8 protein-coding genes and 3 pseudogenes are annotated in these 18,257 nt (G+C 37.9%); 8 read left to right on the plus strand and 3 right to left on the minus strand.

Annotated elements, in window-relative coordinates; genetic code table 11:
* Positions 1-45: 45 nt before the first annotated feature.
* Positions 46-1,469, minus strand: a pseudogene (locus AASI_RS05935) (transposase).
* A 287-nt stretch (positions 1,470-1,756) separates the two neighbouring features.
* On the opposite strand from AASI_RS05935, the gene AASI_RS05940 reads away from it, so the two are divergent.
* Positions 1,757-8,668 (plus strand): protein kinase domain-containing protein, encoded by a 6,912-nt coding sequence (locus tag AASI_RS05940; protein WP_012473249.1) that lies wholly within the window; start codon positions 1,757-1,759, stop codon positions 8,666-8,668.
* Positions 8,669-8,824: 156 nt separating this feature from the next.
* Here AASI_RS05940 and AASI_RS08270 read toward each other — a convergent pair.
* Positions 8,825-9,477 (minus strand): annotated as a pseudogene (locus tag AASI_RS08270) (IS5-like element ISCaa3 family transposase); the annotation flags it as partial.
* A gap of 79 nt (positions 9,478-9,556) precedes the next feature.
* On the opposite strand from AASI_RS08270, the gene AASI_RS05955 reads away from it, so the two are divergent.
* Positions 9,557-10,381 carry an IS982-like element ISCaa5 family transposase gene (locus tag AASI_RS05955; RefSeq protein ID WP_012473250.1) on the plus strand — a complete coding sequence of 275 codons (825 nt, stop codon included), beginning with the start codon at positions 9,557-9,559 and terminating at the stop codon, positions 10,379-10,381.
* 10 nt (positions 10,382-10,391) lie between these two features.
* Here the strand turns inward: AASI_RS05955 and AASI_RS05960 are convergent.
* Positions 10,392-10,577, minus strand: a pseudogene (locus tag AASI_RS05960) (IS5/IS1182 family transposase); the annotation flags it as partial.
* 677 nt (positions 10,578-11,254) lie between these two features.
* On the opposite strand from AASI_RS05960, the gene rlmB reads away from it, so the two are divergent.
* From rlmB to der, 6 genes are all read left to right on the plus strand, one after another.
* Complete coding sequence (rlmB, locus tag AASI_RS05965) at positions 11,255-11,995, plus strand: 23S rRNA (guanosine(2251)-2'-O)-methyltransferase RlmB (protein WP_012473251.1); 741 nt, start codon at positions 11,255-11,257, stop codon at positions 11,993-11,995.
* Positions 11,996-12,119: 124 nt separating this feature from the next.
* Positions 12,120-14,294, plus strand: coding sequence for a DNA helicase RecQ (gene recQ, locus AASI_RS05970; RefSeq protein WP_012473252.1), 2,175 nt, complete (start codon positions 12,120-12,122; stop codon positions 14,292-14,294).
* 129 nt (positions 14,295-14,423) lie between these two features.
* Positions 14,424-14,909, plus strand: coding sequence for a gliding motility lipoprotein GldH (locus tag AASI_RS05975; RefSeq protein ID WP_012473253.1), 486 nt, complete (start codon positions 14,424-14,426; stop codon positions 14,907-14,909).
* 28 nt (positions 14,910-14,937) lie between these two features.
* The gene (locus tag AASI_RS05980) at positions 14,938-15,420 is read left to right on the plus strand and encodes a regulatory protein RecX (RefSeq protein WP_012473254.1); all 483 of its coding nucleotides are present in this window, start codon (positions 14,938-14,940) and stop codon (positions 15,418-15,420) included.
* Positions 15,417-16,808, plus strand: coding sequence for a DNA repair protein RadA (gene radA / locus AASI_RS05985; protein WP_012473255.1), 1,392 nt, complete (start codon positions 15,417-15,419; stop codon positions 16,806-16,808). The genes AASI_RS05980 and radA overlap by 4 nt, the downstream gene beginning before the upstream one ends.
* A gap of 80 nt (positions 16,809-16,888) precedes the next feature.
* Positions 16,889-18,190: a ribosome biogenesis GTPase Der gene (der, locus tag AASI_RS05990; RefSeq protein ID WP_012473256.1), complete on the plus strand. Its 1,302-nt coding sequence runs from the start codon at positions 16,889-16,891 to the stop codon at positions 18,188-18,190.
* Positions 18,191-18,257: the final 67 nt, after the last annotated feature.

Below are 18,257 nucleotides of genomic sequence, written 5' to 3' on the forward strand. Positions count from 1 at the left end.
TATTTTTTATATTTTCTGAATTGTGCAAAATGCTCCTCTGTTTTTTTACGGCAGTTGTTTCGCAGCGGGTCTAATGTATTTAGAGGTATGCAAGAAGACTGGGGCTGTTGAAAAAGTATATGTTAAAAATATTTTATTAAGCATGTTAAGAAAATAAAGAAAGACATAAAAAAGCTGCTTAATTATTCTTTTAATATTTTGTACAACAGCTACCATATATGCTTGTATTTGCACTCTTTCCAACCTCCTATAACGAGCTTTACCTAACCCATGTAACTGCTTAGCTTCAGCGAAAATACCTTCTATTTTCCACATCCTTTCTTTAAGCTTACCAATCAATGCCGACTCTTGCATAGCTTCAAAAGTCTTATCAAACAACTCTTGATGTATGCTTCTAATAAGATATTTTGTGAATGGCCTGCTTTTCTTAGCTGAAGCAATACAAGCATCTTTTTGCTTGCATATAGCACAAATGGATGATTTTGACCTGTAATATTTACTCTCCCCATTCAGAAAGCCATAAGGGTTCAAATACTGGTCTTCAGGATATATAAAGCGATCCTGTTCTTTTTGATAGACAAACCCAGCGCTGTAAGCTTCCTGTATGGTCCTACCACTCTTAGTACTAAAGAGTGGTATATAGCTTACTATAACTTCTTTCTGTAAAGTCTCTATTATCTCTCTTGAACCGTAACCCCTGTCTGCTACAACTTCTTTTATGTTTAGCTTGTGCTTTTGAATAATATACTTGATTCTCTCTATATATACACCATATACACCACATTCGTGGGTCTTGCCCGTTGTAACCTTTGTATCAATTATTACTCTGCTTGTTGCATCAATAGAGTTGTGAACTTTATATTTCAACTCCCGAGGACTGCCTTCCTTTTGAGCCAGGCTTACGTCTTTATCTGTTTTACTAATATGAGTGCTGTTGCTTATACTCCTACTGACAGGAGGTCCAAGTTTATTTATAGCAGCTTTTCTTGCTGCTTTCTCATCAACTGCTGCTTTAGCTTCGATAGGAGTTAATGAATTTAGTGATGCATTAGCTTTAATTAATGTGCTATCTGTCATCATAATATTAGACCCCAATAAGCCATGCTTTCGACACAAATTCAGTATAGTAGTAAAGAGCGCTTCAAATATTCTTTCACCAAATCTGTTTCTTGTTTTACTTAAGTAAGAGTGATCAGGCACCTTGTCTTCTAACTCAAGCTTACAAAACCACCTATAAGCCACATTGTAGCGTACTTCCTGACATAACCTTCTATCAGAAAATAGCTAATCAGCAGCATCCTAAAGAAAATCTCTGGGTCTATCGAGGGACGCACATACTTGCTATTATAAGAGGATATAACTAACTGATGGGTAAAGGAGAGATCTATATACTTATTAATCTTGGAAAGCAAGTGATTATCATCTACTGGGCTCCTGCTATAATTAGTATTTTTGTTCTGCCATAACATATACTCTTCAATTAAGCTATGACCTTAATTTAAAACTCTTAATTACTTTTTCAACAGCCCCGACTATTATTAGAGAACTTCCCGAAACTTAGAAGTGTAGCACACCCTTAAATTTATGTTTATGTTCATCCGTATCTACTGATACTTCTAAAAATTTCTATATGTTTTTATCGAAGGAAAGACAAAAAGGTTTTACATCATTCCTTGATAATGCAAATGCTTATGCTTGCACATAAGCTATTTATACCCTATCATGCTTCACCATTGGCTCTTAAACTCAGATAGCCGTGAAGAAGAATCATAATTTTGTCCAGCTATTTAGGCGCTGTATTTTTCTAGCAAGTTTCATCTTTCAAAGCTGTTCTAAACTACAAAACCCTATTATTCCTGGTAAGAAAAAACAAATACCTATAACTCAACAAGTAAGCAAGCCAGAAAGAGTACCATCAAATTTAAGCAAGAAAATTACCAATCACCCAGATCTAGATTGCTTTTATAATAGCCTTGAGAAGGGAACAGACATGATTATTTCAGCAGCTCATTTTGCAGAAATATCAGCAGTTAGACAAGCAGGCAAATCCGCTCCCATTCAAGAACTCCCATCGAGCAATCTTAACAATTACCTTTCTATTTCTACCAGGCATAACCAGCGTTATCCTATAAAATACCAGTCAAAGCAGCCTACTACTAAGACCAGGACAACTAAACAGGACATAGTAGCTAAGAAGCAGCAACATAGCCAATTGAGAGTAACAAAGCTAAAGCAGGCATTATTAGAAAAAGAAATTATAACCAAAGATAGATATCAACTTAGATTTTACAAAGAGCTAGGTCTATGGAAAGCAGAAGTAATAGAAAATTATGGTAGCTTGAGTAGAACACATCATCTGCCCGTTTATATAGCAGCAGGTACAGATCTACTACAAGTAGCCAGCTCGAATGAATTACAACAAACTAGGCTTATCCATGTAAATTTACCTAAGAATAAACAGCCTGGTTATGTGTACATAGGCAGTGTGGGATTAAAAGGAGGAGGTAAAACTAAGGCTAACAGTATATCTAAGGTTATCAGTACGCCCGCTATACCTGGTTATAAATTGCATACTTCTTTACATATAGGGACTTTTTCGAGCATTTATCGTGCAATATGCCTTGCAGATAATCATCCAGTCGTAATTAAAGTCAGCGCCCAAAAAGTGATAACTGAGAAAAAAGCCCAACGCTTTCTTCGTGAGTTTGAATTGGGCCAGCAGGTCCATTCGCCCTATGTGGTTCGCTATTTGGAACTCAAGCAAGATCCGGCTTATGGTATAGCAGTAGTCATGGAAGATGACCAGGCCGTAGAGTTGAGTACTATCGTTCCACGAGAAGGTTTTTCTAACCGTGATTTTATAGAAATCGCGCTTCAAATTGTTCAAGGCTTACAGGCCATTCATGATGCCAACATCATTCATAATGATCTTAAACCTAGCAATATCGTTATTGAGCCAACAACAAAAGCTATCAAAATCACTGACTTTAACTGTGCTTCTACCTTACGAGAAGAAAAGAGAACAGCTATGCCTAGGCGGACAGGTACCTTGGCCTATATTTCACCTGAGCAAACAGGGCGGGTTAACCGTAGTGTTGATTACCGTACGGATTTTTATTCATTAGGTATTACCTTTTATCAGTTGCTCTGTGGCGAACCACCCTTTACAGCAAAAGATGCACTGGGACTCATTCATCAGCACTTAGCCAAACAGCCCATACCCCCTCACCACCGTAAACCCACGATTGCGCTACCCTTATCCCAGATGGTGATGAAATTACTGGATAAAGAAGCGGAGAACCGGTATCAAAGTTGTGAAGGGATTCTACATGATTTAAGATTCTGCCTGCCAAACTTAAAAGAGACTGGCACCATTCCTGAGTTTGTGCTAGGTCAACAGGATTTTTCCAATAAACTCACCTTATCCCAACAATTATACGGCCGAGAAAGCGAAATCAAGACCTTACTAGATGCTTTTGAACGTGTCAGGGAGGGGAAGCGGGAAGGGTTGATGGTCACCGGCCAACCCGGGGTAGGTAAGACGATCCTGATCCAGGAGATCCAAAAGCCGATTGCCTTAAAGCAAGGATATTTTATAACCGGTAAATTCGATCAGTTAAATAAAAATGTAGCATATAGTGCCTTGACCCAGGCCTTTAACAGCCTCATCCAGCAATGGCTAAGCGAAGACGAAATCCGTATTACCCAATGGAAGACTCGGCTGCTGGTGACATTAGGGGCACAGGCGCCATTCCTTACCAAGGTCATTCCTGCCTTAGCCTTACTGATCGGGGAACAACCAGATACATCCATTACCGACATTAATCAGGCCAAGAATGTATTTAACTGGATTTTCCAGGAGTTTATTAAGATTTGTGCCACCACGTCCCATCCCTTAGTGATTTTCTTAGATGACTTACAGTGGGCCGATCAAGCTAGTTTAGAGTTGATGACCTATTTACTGCAACAACCTAACATCGGCCATCTGCTGTGGATAGGTGCTTATCGGGACACTGAAATCACCCCTTCCCATCCAGCTTTACAGGCTATCACTACCTTACAAGAAGCACAGATCACCATCCAAAAACTCCCGCTTGCACCATTGTCACTGGCCAGTTTGTATCAGTGGATTGCCGATAGTTTACATAAACCCTTAATAGACATTCAGCCACTAGTTGAACTGATTTTTCAAAAAACAGCCGGGAACCCCTTTTTTGTGAAATTATTTTTACAATCGCTATATGACCAGCGGTTGTTAACCTTTTCTCCGCAAACCCACTGGAAATGGGAGCTTGCTAAAATCTACCAGCATCCGGCAACTGAGAATGTCATTACCCTGATGACTTACCAAATTCGCCAGCTGCCTGTGACTACCCAAAAAGCATTAAGTGTAGCCAGCTGTATAAGTCATCGTCTGGCATTAAGTACCTTGCAAACGGCAATGGCTTGTTCACATGAAGAGGTGGAGAAGACCTTACAACCGGCCCTAAATAGTGGCATTTTGATTCAGGTCGACCATGAAGTATACTTTGCCCATGACCGGGTGCAAGAGGCAGCCTATCATTTAATAGCAGAAGAAGAAAGAGCCCATACGCATTTAACGATTGGACAACGATTACTAGCCAACCCTACTAGTGAAGAGACTTTGCTATTGGATATTGTTGCCCAGTTTAATCGCAGCCGCTTGCTCGTCACTGAGCCTAAAGAGCGCTTGCGGATTGCACGCTTAAACCTAAAAGCAGCGCAAAAAGCCAAAAAAGCCACGGCTTATACATCAGCGTTAGATTACCTATATGTCAGTCGGGACTGGATTGACATAGAAACACTCTGGAAAACCGATTATCCACTGGCCTTTACCTTCCATAAAGAATTAGCCGAAATAGAATATTTAAGCGGTCATTTTGAGACTTCAGAAGTTCTAATAAAAGACATGCAGCCTTGGTTGCAATCCAATTTGGATAAAGTCGATATTTTTCGTTTACTGATCATTCAAAAGACATTTCAAGTCCATTATCACGAGGCCATTACCATTGGTCAGCAAGCATTACAATTACTGGGTAGTAGTTTACCTTTAGATAATTTAACAGAATTCCTCCAGCGTGAAATGCCCTTGCTTAGGCAAAGGCTGGCTGGTATATCATTTTCTTCTCTACTCGATGCGCCACTCGTTGTTAAGCCTGAGAAGCAAGCTCTCTTTAAAATTTTAGAAAGCCTCTATAGCGCGGCTTACTTAACTGGATCAGAGCTATATCCTGCTATTGCGCTGATATCAATCAATCTGTCGTTAAACTATGGACACACGCCCGAATCTTGCCATAGTTATGCAGCATATGGACACTTGCTTTGTGCTAGGTTTGAAGAATATGCCTTAGGCTATCAATTTGGCAACTTAGCCCTTCAGCTGGCAGAAAAACTTCAATTACCTGTCCAACACTGTCAAAGTTCAATGATTATGTTAGGTTTTATTTACCCCTGGTCAAAGTCTATTCAACAGTTACCAGCTTTATTGGCGGCTGCTTATAAATCATGTCTAGCTTGCGGTGAACTCGAATTTGCCGGTTACTGTGCGAATCTAACAGCCCAAACCCTACCTTATCTAGGTATCTCCTTAGCCAAGGTTCAACAAGAAGTGTTGCCGTTACTGCAATTTGCACAAAACACGAAAAATCAAATGACAGCTAATATCATTCAATCTGTACAGAGGGTGTTAGCTAATTTAAGGGGTGATACACCAGATGAATGGAATTTTGATACTGACACTATTGATGAAGCCAAATTTGAAGAAGGTTGCCAACAAACAAACAGCTTTTTTGCCTTATGCTTTTACTATATTTTCAAAGCTCAGACTTTTTATCTGTATGACGACTTTAAACAAGCACTCGACAATTTAGCATTAGCAAAGAAACATTTAATTGTTATTACTGGTCACTATATCACAGCAATTTTTAATTGGTATCATTCTTTAATTTATTTAGCACTCTATCCAACGGCTTCTATTGAAGATCAGCAAGCTTATCTCGAGCAAGTAATCCAAAATCAGCAACAGATGCAACGCTGGCAGGCCAGTTGTCCAGAGAATTTTGCTCATAAGTACCTTTTAGTTGAAGCCGAATTGGCGCGACTTAAAGGCCACTATGAACAGGCTGAAGAATATTATGACCAGGTTATCGAGTTAGCAGGGCAGCATGGTTTCATTCAAGAACAAGCGTTGGCAGCCAAGCTGGCTGCTAAATATTGGCTAGCCAGAGGCAGATCTGTATGTGCACAAAGTTACCTGTATATCACCTTTAATGGCTATAAACAGTGGGGAGCTAAGCATAAATTAATGCGATTTAAAGCGCAATATGCAGATTTATTAAAAGCTTTAACCCCACCTGGCTTAAGTCAGTTAGTGGTCAACCAGGAAACCACGCTCAATGGCAATACCTTACAGTATTTAGACCTATCCAGTATTTTAAAAGCTTCCTATGCAATTTCCAGTGAGATCGAACTGACCAAGCTCCTGCGTAGCATGATGCAAATTATTATTGAAAATGCCGGGGCTCAGCAAGGCGCAGTATTATTTGTTGAAGCAGACGACACTATTTTTGTACAAGCAGAATATGCGATCGATGGTACGATCACTACCCTACAGAAAATACCACTCGCCGACTGGGCCAATGGTGCGCACACGGTCATTCAGTATGTCAAAAGAATGCAACAACCGATCGTGGTGGACCATGCCACGACGCATGAACAATTTAAGACTGACCTATATATCAACCGAACGCAAGCAAAATCCATTTTATGTGTCCCGCTCCTCAAGCATAAGGAGCTTCAAGCCATCTTGTATGTAGAAAACAACCTGATGACCCATGCCTTTATGCCCGAGCAGGTACAAACAGTGCTAATTTTAACAGCTCAAATGGAGATTTCCTTAGAAAATGCCCGTTATGTTGCCAGGCAACTTGTACTAACTCAGCAATTAGCCGAGCAATCTGCTCGTAGGCTAATAGCTGAGGAATCGTTGCATGCGGTAACCCATGATTTAAAACTGGCATTAGAAGCCTCCCAAGCGGGTACATGGAATTGGTGGATTGACACGGATAAGGTCACGTGGGATACAACCAATTGTGCGTTGTTTGGTTTAACACCCGATACATTTAAAGGTACGTATGCAGCAGTTGTGGAATGTGTGCATCCTGAAGATCGAGAGCGACTTAATCAGTGTGTTAAGCGTTGCCTTGAGCAAGATATCCCGTATGATATGGAATATCGGGTGATTTGGCCAGATGGCAGCCAGCATGTAATTGTAGCACATGGCCATGTTTACCGGGATAAAGATGGTAAGCCAATTAAAATGGTAGGTGTATGTTTAGACATAACACAGCACAAACAGCTAGAGCAAGAATGGCTTGAGGCCCTCGAGCAAGCAGAAGAAGCACAACGTCAACGCGCAGATGAGGCTGAACGTCACAGCGAAGAACAGAGATGGTTTATTGATACGGTTTGCCATGAAATTCGCAATCCTATGAGTGGTATTTCTAATACAGTAAGTTTTATGGAAGAAAAGCTAGCTTCACTCAAAGCATACAAGAAAAGCTTACCTAAGCCGGCGTTAGAAGAGCTTGTGCAAACGCTGGAAGAGGATATAAAAACCATTAAGCATTGTGTCAATCATCAGATAGCAGTTATTAACGGTGTGCTTAGTTTGTCAAGATTAGAAGCAGGCAAAGAGGAGCTAATTTTTGAACCGTTTAAACCCAAGGCAATCATTAAAGACATTATTACTCTCTTTACGCCTCAATTAAAGACCAAGCAGCTTGACTTAATTGTAGACTTGCCTGAACAGGCGATTGCCATCAAGGGAGATCCTGAACGTTTCAAAATAGTTTTAATTAACTTAATTTCCAATGCCATTAAGTTTACTGAAAAAGGGTATATAAAAGTCAGCTTACAAATCCAGTCAGTTGATTCAAGCCACGTGCAAGTAGCTATCTGCGTAGAAGATACGGGTACTGGTATGACACCTGAAGAGCAATCGCGTTTATTTCAGCAGTTTTCACGACCCCTTTCTTCTCAATATGAAGGTTCTGGTTTAGGGCTTGCCATTAGCAAAAAATTACTTGATTTGATGGGTGGTACTATTCAAGTGGATAGTGTAAAAGGACAAGGTTCTGTGTTTGCCATCCATTTAACTTGTGAGATAGTGGGTATAGAAGAAAAAATAAGCCCGTTGATTAATCGAAAAACACCTTCTACTTTACCTCTCTTACCCCCTGTAGCCAAGCATATTCTCGTGGTCGAAGATAATATAGTGAATCAAAAAATTCTACGTAGGCAATTAGAAGCGGCAGGCTACACATGTACGGTAGCTGACAACGGACAAAAAGCAATCGAAGCTATCGGAGCACTCGAGGAAGTTGAAATGCCCGAACAATGGAATCTGACAGCATTCGATCTCATTTTGATGGATTTAGAAATGCCTGTGATGGGTGGTATAGAAGCGACTGGATGGATTCGTAAAAAAGAAAAGCAATTAGGCGTACCTTCCATACCTATTATTGGCTTATCAGCTTATGCAGAAGAAGTTTATGGCGAAAAAGCTAAGCAGGCTGGCATGAATAATTATCTAACTAAACCTTACAAGCGAGAAGAAATGTTTAAAGCTATCCAAGCATATCGTTAATTTAGTGCTTAGCCAAAAGCAAAGCTATTGCTAAATAATTAACAAAAAGTTTAACAACAACTTAAAAGGCTATAAAGTAGATCTTACATATGTATGCCATAAGTTTGATTTGATTAAAAATGATACTACAATGTGGCATTAGAGTTCTTCCGAAACTTAACATAAAAGTTCATAGTTATAAATTCCAGCAATAAGATTAAAGCGTAGCCCAAATCTTTTTCTCCTATTTCTGTAACGCTCCGCTAAAATTTTAAACCGCTTGAGCATACCAATTATATGCTCGCTAAGCACCCTTTGGCTGGCTAATTGCTGATTACTCCTCTTATCGGCTTTGGTCAAAGAATGCTTTTTACTGCGTTTTTTAGGCATAAGCGATTTGTCATGTAGCCTCTTTAACCCTTGATAGCCTGTATCTACTATGGCTTGACTATGCTGGCTTATATGTACCTTAGATTCCTTAAACAAGCGAAAGTCATGCCGCTTTCCATTTGAAAAACTACTACATATTATGGCTCGCGTTTGCTTATCGACAACCAGTTGCGTCTTTAGTGTATGTCGTTTCTTTTTACCTGAGTAGTAATATCGCTGCTTTTTTTAGGCCGCTCAATGGGGCTCTCTGTAGCATCTATTAAGATTACTGCATATTCCATATCGCTTTTTAACAATGCTTTACGGCCTGGTAAAGTGAATTGACCACTTTTAATTAACGCCTCTTCAATAAAACGGATGGTATAATAGCAATTACTCTCACTTATTCCATAACTTTTTGAAATATGGAAGTATGTGCGGTATTCTCTTAAATAACCTAAGTTGCTAGTAATAGATAAGGCAAAGAGTAAAAAACCTCCGATCTTGTTTTTGTCTTAAACCAATAAATCGGAGGTCATTATGATTGAAAAATCAATAGCAATATACTCATTTATTGATACTTTACTCAAGTATTTACATCATCAAGAAGATAAAAAAAGGAAGTTGTCGGATGCAGAAGTACTCACAACAGCTATCATCTCAGCCTTATACTTTGGCGGACATCTTGACAAAGCTCGATCGTTTATGCATTCCACTAAGCTTATCCCTAACATGCTCGATAAAAGTAGGTACAATCGCCGCTTGCATGCTATAGGAGAAGAGATAACTTCACTCTTTTTAGGAATAGGCACTTTAATCAAGCAAGTAGCCACTTGTAAGGACTTTGTATTAGATTCATTTCCTGTGCCTGTGTGCGATAACATACGTATTAGCAGATGTAAACTATTACAAAGTGAAGCTTACAGAGGCTACAAAGCCTCTATGCGCCGTTACTTTTATGGCATTAAAGTGCAGCTTATTACTACTGATTGTGGTATTCCGGTCGAATTCTCAATAGTAGCTGGCAGCCAAGCGGATGTAAAAGGATTGCACCAACTGCCCTTTTCTATGCCTGCTGGTAGTGCACTTTATGCTGACTCGGCTTATACTAACTACCATCTAGAAGATATGTTGGCTGATGATAGGATTAAGCTTTATTCTCAGCGTAAATCTAATGCTCATCGAAAGGATACGCCTTCTCTGGCTTATCTCAAAGAGCGCATGCGAAAAGTGATAGAGACCAGCATTAGTGGCATTAAAGGCCTTTTCTTAAGGAAGATTCATGCTGTTACCTTCCAAGGCTTTCTGATCAAAATACTCTTGTTCTTGCTAGCTTTTCAAATCAACAAAGCTTTTCTTAACTAGCAACTTAGGTTATATATTCTAAAGTCATTAAAAACATTTGTTCACAACTCAGTTTATTAGGCCGCCCTACTTTAGCTTTCTTTGTTTGAATGGCTTTCTGTATGATAGCTAACATTTTGGCAAAGGTCTCAGCCTTTACGCCTGTTAAGCGACGGAATTCTTCTGGCTTTAAGGTTTTTAGATGACTGTTTTCCATTAATCTTTCTGTTTTTTTTATCCCTAATTTATACATTTATGCTTATTCCTTAGGTTTCAGAAGATCTCTAATATTATAAGCAAGAAGTAAAAGAAGGAAAAATCAGACGAGTATGATAAATGCTATTTGCAATAGAGTTCTTCTAAAACCCTACAAAAACTAGATATAAACCTATTTAAGTGAAGGCAAGTGATAGGTTTCAGAAGAACTCTAATAAAACACTCCATAGATGGAGGGGATATGCATATATGTATTAGAAATCATAATAAACAAGTGGCTTGATTAATATCATACCATAATACAAAAGCATGCTAACAAAATACCTTAAATGAGTTACTTTGCCATAAAAATCTTACATCATCACACCCTTGCTTAAATACTTGAAATATTCTCTGCTGTCGGCCGAATGCTAACACACTTAGTTAGTTAAGGATTACTTATAGATTTCTGGTAATTTTTTTTAAAAGTATTTAGCTAGTTAAGCAACTTATAGAAATTATACAAAATAAAAACCCAAGCAAATTATTTAAAAAATTAGTGACACATCTGTTAATTACGTAACTTGCACCTATGTTTAATAATATACTTCAAAAATCTCTTAACAACAAAACACACGATTGTTTTATTGACTCTTTCTGTTAGTAATGAGTTCTAAGAGAATCTTAGCCTATTAATTGATGTCTAAAGAAAATCCCATTTTTGGAAGTAAGGCGGTATTAGAAGCCATTTTAGCAGGCAAAACCATAGATAAAATTTTTATTGATAAAGACACAAAAAACGCTGATTATCAATCAATTTTTAATGCTATACGTTATAAGCAAATTCCTTGTAGCCGAGTCCCTGTCGCTAAGCTTAATAAACTAGTACCCCTTAATCACCAAGGTATTGTAGCACTTTTATCACCAGTGCCTTTGGTTACACTTAGCCATATCGTGCAAGACACCTATGAAAAAGGCGAGCTACCTCTTATCATTATTTTAGATGGGGTTACTGATGTAGGCAACCTAGGCGCTATTGTAAGAACAGCTGTATGTGTTGGTGCTCATGCACTAGTGCTTCCTAAGCAAGGGAGTGCATCGCTAGGTAGTGGTGCTATGAAAACTTCAGCGGGTGCCTTGGCTCACTTGCCTATTTGTAGGGAGGCTAACCTACAAGCTAGTATAAATTACTTACAAAACAGTGGTTTACAGGTTATTGCGTGTCATGAAAAAACACAAACTTCTATCTATCAGGTCAAACTAACTGTACCCACAGCTATACTCTTAGGATCTGAAGATAAAGGCATACAACCACAACTGCTTAACAAAGTAGATGTGCAAGCATCCATACCTATGGTTGGCCCCATTAGTTCTTTGAATGTGTCTGTAGCAGCGGCTATTATTTTATATGAAAGTTTTAGACAAAGAAATAATATATGAGTGCATTTTTCTTACCTATAAGCAAGCATTTTCAAACTAAAATACTGTATATTTATCAGTAAAGGGGCAGCAAACACATGTCCTATTCAACTCCTCAAATATAAGTAATTTAAGCAAGCCGATAATGCCAGAAAAATTAACTACAGAATTATATAAAGAACTAAAAGAAATTTTTGGCTATGATAATTTTAGGGAGGACCAAGAAGCCATTATCAAGAATATATTACAAGGCAAAAACACCTTTGTAATCATGCCTACAGGCGGAGGGAAATCCTTATGCTATCAGCTGCCTGCCATTATGCAAGAAGGGTTGGCAATTATCATTTCTCCACTTATAGCTTTAATGAAAGATCAAGTAGACCAGCTGCAATCAAGGGGTATTAAAGCCGCATTATTAAATTCTACTCTATCGCAAAAAGTTATCAATGAAACTAAACAAGAGGTATTATCAGGAAATACCAAAATGCTTTATGTAGCACCTGAAACACTTAACAAGGAAGATAATCTGGCTTTCTTAAAACAGGCTAAGTTATCTTTTATAGCTGTAGACGAAGCCCATTGTATTTCAGATTGGGGACATGATTTTAGACCAGAATATAGAAACATAAGGTATGTTGCCAACCAACAACTAGGGCGTGTACCTATTATTGCACTTACAGCCACAGCTACCCCTCGGGTACAACTAGACATCCTTAATAATTTGGACATTAACGATGCCACTACCTTTCAATCATCCTTTAACAGGCCTAACCTATACTATGAAATCAGGTATAAAGAAGAACAAGCCAATAAACAGCTCATTAAACTTATTAAAGAGCAACCACAAATTATGGGTATTGTCTATTGCCAAAGCAGAAAGCAAGTAGATGAGCTAGCAGCACTACTCAACCTCAACGATATTAAGGCTGCACCCTATCATGCTGGGTTAGACGCTAACGTAAGAGTAAAAAATCAAGAAGCCTTTTTACAAAAACAATACAATGTAATTGTAGCCACCATTGCTTTTGGCATGGGTATAGATACACCCGACGTACGATTTGTTATACATTACGATATGCCTAAGTCACTGGAAGCATACTACCAAGAAACAGGAAGAGCTGGCAGAGATAGTTTGCCAAGCACCTGCCTAATGTTATACAATCCCGAAGACTTTATTCGACTAGAACGTCTTAATAAAAGCAAGCCTAATGGAGAACGAGAAAAGTCGAAAGTGCTTTTAGAAGAAATGAAAGGATATATAACATCTGGCGTCTGTCGTAGAAAACAATTGCTATACTACTTTGGAGAATCATTTGCAGACCACTGTAACAATTGTGACAACTGCAAGAAGCCTACAGAAGGTTATGCAGCACAAGAATATTTACAAATAGTATTAGACGCTGTACAACAGACCCAAGGACTTTTTGAAACAGACCATATTGTATCAGTTATACAAGGTGTAAGTAATCCTAACATAGAAAGCCACCAACATCAACAATTACCTATATTCGGACAAGGGAACAAGCAAAATGAAAGTTTTTGGAGATCAGTAATTAGGCAAGCACTTATTCACGACTATCTTACCAAGGATATACAAAAAAATGAAACATTACAGCTCACAAAAAAGGGCCAAGACTTTTTAAAAAAGAAATATGAAATTAATTTCGTAAAAGATAATATATACGAACCCATTGAAAGTAATAAAAAGACTATGACCACAAATAAAGGTTATGACGAAAATCTATTTCATCTACTAAAAAAACTGAGAGAAAAAGTAGCTAAAGAAAAAGGCATACCAGCTTACACAGTTCTACAAGATAGCTCTTTAGAAGAGTTAGCACTTGTGTACCCTACTACATTAGAAGAGCTAGCACAAATTGGCGGCTTAAGCATGAGCAAAGCAGTAAAGTTTGGACAACCTTTTATACAAGCCATCAAAAAATATGTAGAAGATAATGATATTATTACTTCTTCGGATATTGTTGTAAAGTCAAAAGCCAGCAGATCTAAAGATAAAGTATATATCATTCAACAAATTGATAGAAAGACAGATCTAGAAGAAATAGCTATGGCTAAATCTCAAACCATGGATGAGTTAATAGATGAAATAGAAGTCATCTGCTATTCTGGTGTAAAACTTAACTTAAACTATTATATAGACAATATTTTAAGTAAAGATGAGCAACAAGAAATATATGATTATTTTATGCAGGCTAAAGAAGATAATATCAAACAAGCGTATAAAACACTAGGCGACTATTATAACGAGGAAGACATTCGACTTATGCGAATAAAATTTTTGTCAGAAGTAGCCAACTAACCTTTTGATTTGGAGAGGAGGAAATTAAAATAAGTTAATTGCCTAGCAGAAGGACAAAATCTACCATTACAACGCAGCACATAAGCTTGCGTTTTTTCTGTATAGTTTATACAAAATAGCAAACAGCATATGCCAAGATTTAGATGTCTTATAGGATTACTAATCTTAGTTTTCGGTGGCTGCGAAACCAATACCGTATATACTGTTACCCATACACTGAGTGATTATACCTGGTATAGAAAAGACAACTTACAGTTCAATTTCTGTATACAGGATAACACTCAACCCTATGATATTTATTTATTAATAAACTATGCTCCAGAGTATCCTTACCAGAATTTGCACCTTACGTATTATCTCAAAGATATCCAATCTACAGTATTAACTACTGAACTTAAAAATTACCTGCTGTTTGAGCCAAAAACTGGCAAGCCATTAGGAAGAGGATGGAGTAGAAATAAAAAACAGGAGCTGATTTTGTTAAAGAATTACTATTTTAGTACTCCTGGGACTTATACTGTAGAATTAGCACAGTTTATGCGTACAGAAAACTTATTAGGTGTACATACAGTAGGTATTAGAGTTTGTAAAGCAAGTCCTACAATAACACCATAGGCCCATTTACAAAAACTATATTTTTCTAATGAGATCAAGCGAAACCTACCTTATAGCCAAACAAAAGCTAAGCGACTATTGCAGCTATCAAGAAAGAAGTAAGGCAGAAGTATTAAGTAAACTACAAACCTATAAGAATTTAAGCCCAGCAGAGGTAGAGCAAATTATACAGGAACTAATAGCAGAAAATTTCTTAAACGAGAAGCGCTATATAGCAGCTTTTGTACATGGGAAGTTTTCTATAAAAAAATGGGGTAAATTGAAAATACACCATGTACTTACGAGCAAGCATATAGCTTCTCAACTAATACAACAAGCATTAAGTGAAATACCTGATGAAGTATACCAGCAAACAATACAAGATCTTATTCAGAAGAAGCTAGCTACTTTAAAAACACCCATTAATGCTGCCATTCAAAAAAAAGTAGTAAATTATCTTCTACAAAAGGGTTATGAGTATGAACTTATTAGAGAAAATTTACAAGCCATATTACAGCAAGAAAAACTTTGAAAGCTTATAAGACAACCTATATTTGCCAAAACTGTGGCGCGCAATATGCCAAACAACAAGGTAAATGCAATGCATGCCTAGCATGGAATACCATTGTAGAAGAAGTAACACAAAAAAAAGCGAACTTATCTAGTCCAACTTGGGAAACTTTTAGTTACCAACACTCAACAACGCCCAGCCATCCTAAAAAGCTACATGAGATTACCCACGATGCACAAAATAAGATTATTTGTACTGATAAAGAGTTTAACCGGGTATTAGGAGGTGGTATTGTAGCAGGCTCTCTTGTGCTTATTGGTGGCGAACCAGGCATAGGCAAATCCACGCTTCTCCTTCAAATAGCACTCAACCTAGGTACTTATAAGGTACTATATGTGTCAGGAGAAGAAAGTGAAGCCCAAATAAAGATGCGGGCTAGTAGGATGAATCATACTTCTGACAATTGCTATATCCTTAATGAAATATCACTAGACAGCATCTTACAGCATGCTGTACAGTTGAGGCCAGATATTATTGTTATAGACTCTATACAAACTATATACACACAACAAATAGAATCAGCTGCAGGTAGTGTAGCACAAGTACGAGCTGCCACGGCTATCTTAATGCATTATGCAAAAACTACTAATACCTCTATCTTTCTAATAGGACATATTACTAAAGAGGGTACCTTAGCAGGTCCTAAAGTATTGGAGCATATGGTAGATACTGTATTGCAATTTGAAGGAGATAGGCACTTGACCTACCGTATAGTACGTACTATCAAAAATAGATTTGGTGCTACCTCAGAACTAGGTATCTATGAGATGCGCCATAACGGATTGCAAGAAGTCTCTAACCCCTCTGCCCTCCTCCTCTCGCAAAGAGAAGGACATTTAAGTGGCATTGCTACAGGTGCTTTTATAGAAGGCAACCGCTCTCTCTTAGTAGAAGCACAGGCACTGGTGAGCCCTGCTACCTATGGTACTCCTCAGCGTGCTACTACAGGCTTTGATAGTAAAAGGTTAAATATGCTACTAGCGGTACTAGAAAAACGAGCAAGATTACGTTTGGCTATACATGATGTATTCTTAAATATAGCTGGTGGTATTAAAGTAGAAGATCCAGCCCTTGATTTAGCCGTCTGCATAGCTATTATGTCTTCTTTGAAAGACATAATTATTCCTACCAATTATTGTTTTGCTGCTGAAGTGGGACTAGGAGGAGAGGTAAGGGCTGTTAACAGGATCGAACAACGTATTGCAGAAGCAAGCAGGCTAGGATTTGAGCAAATTTTTGTTGCTAACCATAACTATAAAAGTTTAAACCATAAAAATTACACTATCAATATTAACTCAATAGAAACCATCAACGAAGTAGTCAATTATTTTATTGATTCAAGAGATTAATGACTTATATATAAGCAATTACTACTAAATAGCTCTTAGATAACTATTCTATCTGATAACTTCCTATTAACTTCGTATTCATGGCAAATATAGTAGCAATTGTAGGTAGACCCAATGTGGGAAAATCAACCCTTTTTAACAGACTTGTTGAAGAGCGAAAGGCCATTATGGCTAGTGAAAGCGGAACCACACGCGATAGGCATTATGGATATGCAACTTGGAATGGTAAAAACTTTACAGTAGTAGATACAGGAGGCTATGTACAAGGAAGTTCCGACATATTTGAAAAAAGTATTTGTGAACAAGCCAAAATAGCTATTGAAGAAGCGAGTGTAGTTTTATTTATGGTAGATTGCCAAGTAGGTATTACTGCTATGGACAAAGAGGTAGCGCATATTTTAAGAGCTGCCGATAAGCCCGTACTTTTAGTAGCTAATAAAGCAGACAATGTAGACACTGCTTTAATGGCGCATGAATTCCATGCCTTAGGATTAGGCAACCCCTACCCTATCTCTGCCGCTAGCGGTACAGGGACAGGAGATTTACTAGATCAAGTAACTGTTTATTGCCAAGATACTATTGAACAAGAAACCGACATACCTAAAATAGCTATTCTAGGACGGCCTAACGTTGGTAAATCTTCGCTTTTAAATGCATTACTAGGAGAAGAGCGTAGTATTGTTACCCCTATAGCAGGAACTACTAGAGATGCCATTGATACCACCTACAATCTATATGGCAAAAATTTTATTCTTACTGATACAGCAGGTATTCGTAAAAAATCTAAAGTCAAAGAAGATATAGAATTTTATTCTACATTACGTGCTCTAAAGGCTTTACAAGATGCAGATGTATGCATTATTATGATAGATGCAACCCTAGGGTTAGAAGGGCAAGATGTTAACCTTATCTCATTAGCATACAAATATAAAAAAGGCATACTGCTTTTAGTAAATAAATGGGATTTAATAAAAAAAGACAATCATACCAATGCCCAGTTTAAAAAGAATATTGAGCAAGAGCTAGGTGCTCATAGCCACATACCTATTTTATTCATATCAGCACTTCACAAACAACGGATTTTCCAAGCTATAGAAAAGGCATTAGAGGTTTATACCAATAAGACCCAAAAGATATCTACTGCTGCACTTAACCAAACAATGCTGCCAGTTATCGAGAGATATCCACCACCAGCTGTTAAAGGTAAATATATTAAGATTAAATATGTGGCACGACTACCAACGCATACACCGGTCATTGCATTTTTCTGTAATCTACCTCAGTATGTGCAACCACCATACAAAAGGTATTTAGAAAATCAGCTGAGAAAAAATTTTAACCTAGCAGGTGTGCCCGTACAATTGGTTTTTAGGAAAAAGTAGCAAATAAGGGGGCTGTTACAGGTATAGCCCTCCAACCAAATAAAATCTTTTAAAAGTTATTCAACAA

It is taken from the genome of Candidatus Amoebophilus asiaticus 5a2, assembly GCF_000020565.1.
Classification (GTDB): domain Bacteria; phylum Bacteroidota; class Bacteroidia; order Cytophagales; family Amoebophilaceae; genus Amoebophilus; species Amoebophilus asiaticus.